The 2736-nt window shown below is 68.8% G+C and carries 3 protein-coding genes; all 3 read right to left on the reverse strand.

Annotated features, from left to right (window positions below):
* Positions 1–411: 411 nt before the first annotated feature.
* The 3 genes from Pta02_RS40545 to fliD are packed head-to-tail and all read right to left on the reverse strand — an operon-like array spanning position 412 to position 2544.
* The gene (locus Pta02_RS40545; protein ID WP_203880374.1) at positions 412–753 is read right to left on the reverse strand and encodes a hypothetical protein; all 342 of its coding nucleotides are present in this window, start codon (positions 751–753) and stop codon (positions 412–414) included.
* Between the two features lies 1 nt (position 754).
* Positions 755–1156: a flagellar export chaperone FliS gene (gene fliS / locus Pta02_RS40550; RefSeq protein ID WP_203880375.1), complete on the reverse strand. Its 402-nt coding sequence runs from the start codon at positions 1154–1156 to the stop codon at positions 755–757.
* Positions 1157–1161: 5 nt separating this feature from the next.
* On the reverse strand, positions 1162–2544 hold the full coding sequence (gene fliD / locus Pta02_RS40555) for a flagellar filament capping protein FliD (RefSeq protein WP_203880376.1): 1383 nt from the start codon (positions 2542–2544) through the stop codon (positions 1162–1164).
* Positions 2545–2736: the final 192 nt, after the last annotated feature.

Raw genomic sequence — 2736 nt, forward strand, 5'->3', positions numbered from 1 at the left:
GGGGGCAGGGATCCCTAAAGTGCGAGATCCACTGGGATCGCGTGCCCGCACGGAGCCCGGGAAAGGGCGTGGCCGTACCGGTGCCGTGAGCCCGGTCCTGGTCCTGGTCCTGCCGGCGCGGGCGGCGTGGCGGTACGGCGGAGCCTCGCCGAATAGTGGAGAACCCGGCTCCGCACATGCCTGAGCCGCGGGGAGTGTTTACGGCGTAAACACTCCCCGCGGCTCAGAAGGCCGACTCGTGGGCACCGTCGCCGGTGCCCGGGCGGGCCGCGAGCCCCATCGGCCGGGGGTACGGCCTCCGCCGTTCGGTCGTCCGGGGAGCCGGTCCGCACAGGCGGACCGGCACGACCGGTGGAGATGCCGCAGCTTTTAAATTCTACATATTATTTGAATTAATATTCAAGTAATATGTCAAGCAGCGCAGTTGACATAGACGGGCCGCTGGCCGCCGTCGTTGCCCGATTCGACGCGGGCGAGCATGGCGGCCTGACGGCGGTTGCCGATCATGGCCATGGCGATGGCCTGGGCGGTGGCGAGCTGCCGGGCGAGGATGGCGTCGGCCCGGGGGCGCAGGTCGAGCGGGAGCGGGCCGAGGTTCTCGGGAGGCGACCAGGCGTCGGTGAGCCGGAGCTCGCGGTCGCGGTGGTCACCGGCGAGCAGCTCCTCGGCGGCGGTGACGTCCATCTCCAGGGAGTCCAGCGCGGCGGACCACGCAGCGTGCCAGTCACCGGCCCCGGCCGGCTGCGCGCTCACCTCACGCCACCCGGGCGGCGGAGGTGAGGGCCGCGGCCTCGGTGGCGGCGGTGCGCCAGGCGTCGCGCAGCGGCTCGACCAGGGACCGGCACGAGGCCACGATGGTGGCGTCGGCGCGCACGTTGGCCTGGATCAGCTGGGTGAGCAGGAAGCCGTAGAGCTCGGCGAGGCCGGCGGCGCCGTCCCAGACGTCCGTCTTCAGCGAGGACCGCAGCTCGATGATGATGTCCTGGGCGTGCATGAGCTGCTTGGCGGCGTTCTCGCGGTCGCCGGTGCCCAGCGCCTCCTCCGCCCTGACCAGGTCGAGGACGAGCCGGTCGTACAGCATGACGAGCAGCTGGCCGGGTGAGGCGGTGTTGACCGTGTCGGCGAGGTAGCGGGCTCGCATGGAAGGGTTGTTCATGGCGGCTATCCGTTGCTCGAGGGCGTGGGCAGGCTGGAGATCTGGCCGGCGAGCCAGGTGGACTGCTGGTTCAACTTGCCGAGCGAGACCTCGAGGTTGGAGAACTGCTTGCGCAGTGCGGCTTCGCGGTTCTCCAGGCGCAGGTCCCAGGCGTCGATCCGCTTGTTGAGGTCGGTGACCAGGCTCTCACTGCCCTTGATGGCGTTGGTGATGTTGGTCGTGCTGTTGTTGGCGGCGATCGAGATCCGCTCGGCGAGTCCCATGACGGCGGTCATCTTCGACTTGGGGATCTTCGTCCCGTCGGGTGCCGTGGTGATCTGGACCGTGGGGTCCTCGGCCATCACCGCGTTCATGACCTTGGTCGGGTCGTCCGCGTAGGCCTTGAGGAACTGCTCGCGGTCGAAGGTGAGCTTGCCGTACCGGTCGAGCTCGACGCCGAACTGGGAGAAGCTGCCGTACCCGCTCTGGCCGGTGCCGATCTGCCCGAGCATGGTCTGCGAGATCTGGCGGACGGTGGAGTTGCCGGTGAGCGGCTGCTTCGCCTTGGCCGTGTAGGAGGTCTGGGTGCTGATCTCGGTCATCACCGAGTTCGCCGCGTCGACGAAGGCCTTCATCTTGTCGGCGACGGCCCCGTTGTCCGCGTCGACCGTGACCGTGACGTTGTTCTCCAGCTTGGTCACGTTGATGGTCGTGCCCGTCAGGACGCCGGTGATGGCGTTGCTGCTGCTGGTGACGGTGTAGCCGCCGGCCGTCGGATCGCCCACCTCGATCACGGCGTCCTCGGCGGGGGTGATGTCGGTGGGGGCTCCGCCGGCGAGACCGGTGATGGTGAAGCCGTTGGCCTCGCCGGTCTTGGTGGAGCTGAGCTGCAGGACGGTGCCCTGGTCGGTGGTGAGGACCGAGGCGCGCACGTTCAGGCCCGCGCCGTTGATCGCCTCGGCGACGCCCTGCGGGGTGTTCGTGGTGACGTTGACGTCCACGGCGGCGGCGCCGCCGATCGAGATGCCGACCTTCGTGGCGCCGCCGGCCAGGGCGGGGTCGGTGGCCGAGGCGTACTTGGCGGTGCTCACCTGCGCCTTGGCGACACCGGTGACGTCGAAGGTGACGCTGCCGGGGACGGTGCCGGCCACCGTGGTCGCGGTGACCGTGGATGAGGAGGACGTCGCCTTGCCGATCTGCCAGGAAGTGGTCTTCAGCATGTCGTCGGCGGCGGTCTTGAGCGAGGCCAGCTTGGTGTTGATGCCCTGGTAGGCGCTCTGGATCTTCTGCTGGGTGGTGACCTTGCTCTGGAGCTGGGTCTGCGGAACCCGCTCGACCTGCATGAGCTGGGAGATCAGGGAACTGGTGCTCAGGCCACTGACAAGGCCGTCGACGGTACTGCCAGCCACGTATACGCGTCCTCTCTGTGTTGCCCGCTTGCCGTGCGGGCGTTCACGCCGCCCTCAAAGGAGAGGCGTGCCGTACGTCCCCGCGGGAGGGGATGTGCCGAAAACGGTGAAGGGGCGGCCGGCGGATCACGCCGGCCGCCCCTTCGTTGATGCGTTGCCACTCATCAACGGGCGCGGTTAGCGCCTGCCGAT

Origin of the sequence: Paraplanobispora takensis (assembly GCF_016863195.1) — a bacterium.
Taxonomy (GTDB): Bacteria; Actinomycetota; Actinomycetes; order Streptosporangiales; family Streptosporangiaceae; genus Planobispora; species Planobispora takensis.

Bases quoted from the DNA above. Each gene is read 5' to 3' on its own strand.
- fliS (WP_203880375.1), bottom strand. From the start codon at position 1,156: ATGAACAACCCTTCCATGCGAGCCCGCTACCTCGCCGACACGGTCAAC.